Origin of the sequence: Nocardiopsis sp. TNDT3 (assembly GCF_003427465.1) — a bacterium.
Taxonomy (GTDB): Bacteria; Actinomycetota; Actinomycetes; order Streptosporangiales; family Streptosporangiaceae; genus Nocardiopsis; species Nocardiopsis dassonvillei.
Map to the genome: position 1 here is coordinate 1 of NZ_QPFC01000186.1, position 2190 is coordinate 2190.

A 2190-nucleotide genomic window follows, 5' to 3' on the forward strand; every position below is an offset into this window, starting at 1 on the left:
CGTCCTCGGCACCGCGGCCGATGCCGAGGACGCGGTCCAGGACACCTGGGTCAAATGGTCGGCCGCCGACCGCTCGCAGGTGGCCGACCCCAAGGCGTACCTGACGCGAATCGTGTCGAATCTGGCGCTGGAACAGCTGCGCTCCACGCGGCGCAAGCGTGAGACCTATGTCGGGCCGTGGCTTCCGGAGCCCATCCTCACCAGCGGGGACGCCGCTGAGGCCGTCACGGACGCCGAGTCGGTGTCGATGGCGATGCTGGTGGTGCTGGAGACGCTGAGCCCGCTCGAGCGCGCGGTGTTCGTGTTGAAGGAGGTCTTCGGCTTCAGCCATGCCGAGATCGCGGAGGCGGTGGAGCGGTCCGAAGCCGCGGTGCGGCAGGCTGCGCACCGCGCTCGTGAGCACGTGCGGGCCCGTCGGCCGCGCTTCACCGCGGACCGTTCAAGGCAGCGCGAGGTCACCGAGCGGTTCTTCGCCGCCGCGACCGGCGGTGACATCAGCGCCCTGATGGAGTTGCTGTCCCCGGACGTCACCCTGTGGACCGACGGCGGCGGCAAGGTCCGCCAGGCCATGCGTCCGGTCGTGGGCGCGTCCACGGTGGCCTCCTGGTTCGCGGCTATCGGCACCGTCACCTACCAGGGCGTCGAGCCTGCCGACATGAGGGCCGAACTCGTCGAGGTCAACGGCGGGCCGGGCGTGGTGTTCAGCGGCTCGGACCGCGTGATCGCCACGGTCACCTTCGATTTCGACGCCGACGGCCGCATCACCGCCATCCACAACGTGGCCAATCCGGACAAACTCCAGGCCATCGCCGACGGCATCACTCACGATGTCGGGACGCGGTGAGCCCTGTTCGGGGCGGGGCCTGAGGAACAAGGGCTCCGCCCCTGGCCACGGGCTGGAGGGCCGACCTCGTGCGGTAGGCCGGATTGCATGAGACGCGAGAATCTTCCACCCGATGCAACCGGTCGGCGGATCACCCGTCGGTGGGCGGGTGGGTGACGGCCGCGTCCGAGTCGGCTGCAGGGGTGTCCGAGGCGCCTGCCGTGCGTTCGCCGTGTGAGGACGGACTTTCGGCGGCCCGGAGACGAGCCCGACGCCGGTGCGCCGTCCTGGTCCTCCTGTCACCTTGTCCTCACGATCCGTGTTACTGGTCTTGACAGGTCTAGACCACCCTTGCTTTGGTGACGGCACCCCCAGCGGCGCGCGGTCGGACGTCGCGCCGCACCCTAGGAGTGTGAACACGTGATCCGTCGTCTCCTGAGCAAGCTGGCCGCGCTCGGCGCGCTCGCGGCTGTGCTCGTCGTCCTCCCCGTGACCGTCGCGCAGGCCGCCGCCACCTGCGCGCCGGCCTGGAACTCCTCCGCCGTCTACACCGGCGGCGGGCAGGTCTCCTACGACGGCCGCAACTACACCGCCAGGTGGTGGACGCAGAACGAGCGTCCCGGCACCTCCGAGGTCTGGACCGACCAGGGCCCCTGCGGCACCGACGGCGGCGGTGAGGAGCCCGGCCCCAGCGGGTTCGTCGTCACCGAGGCCCAGTTCAACCAGATGTTCCCGAACCGGAACCCCTTCTACACCTACAGCGGCCTCACCGCCGCCCTCAGCTCCTACCCGGCCTTCGCCAACACCGGCAGCACCGAGGTGAGGAAGCGCGAGGCGGCCGCCTTCCTGGCCAACGTCAGCCACGAGACCGGCGGGCTGGTGCACATCAGGGAGACCAACGAGGCCAACTACCCGCACTACTGCGACTGGAACCAGCCCTTCGGCTGCCCGGCCGGTCAGGCCGCCTACTACGGGCGCGGCCCGATCCAGCTCAGCTGGAACTACAACTACAAGGCCGCCGGCGACGCCCTCGGCATCGACCTGCTGAACAACCCCTACCTGGTCGAGCAGAACGCCTCGGTCGCCTGGCGGACCGGCCTCTGGTACTGGAACACCCAGTCCGGACCCGGCACGATCACGCCGCACAACGCCATCGTCAACGGACACGGCTTCGGTGAGACGATCCGTGCGATCAACGGCTCGATCGAGTGCAACGGGGGCAACCCGGCGCAGGTCCAGAGCCGCATCAACAAGTTCACGCAGTTCACCCAGATCCTCGGCACCACCACCGGATCGAACCTGAGCTGCTGATCCCCGGACGCGGCCGAGCGCCCGCCGGCCACGTCCGGGCGGGGGCGCTCCCGGCC

At 69.9% G+C, this 2190-nt stretch carries 2 protein-coding genes; both read left to right on the plus strand.

The genetic code is table 11. The features are described 5' to 3' along the window. Nucleotides 1–844: RNA polymerase sigma factor SigJ (gene sigJ, locus DQW06_RS05045; protein ID WP_117198046.1), on the plus strand; the 844-nt coding region annotated here is incomplete at its 5' end. Between the two features lie 399 nt (nt 845–1243). Continuing rightward, nucleotides 1244–2134 (plus strand): glycoside hydrolase family 19 protein, encoded by an 891-nt coding sequence (locus tag DQW06_RS05050; RefSeq protein WP_019611558.1) that lies wholly within the window; start codon nt 1244–1246, stop codon nt 2132–2134. Nucleotides 2135–2190 lie beyond the last annotated feature (56 nt).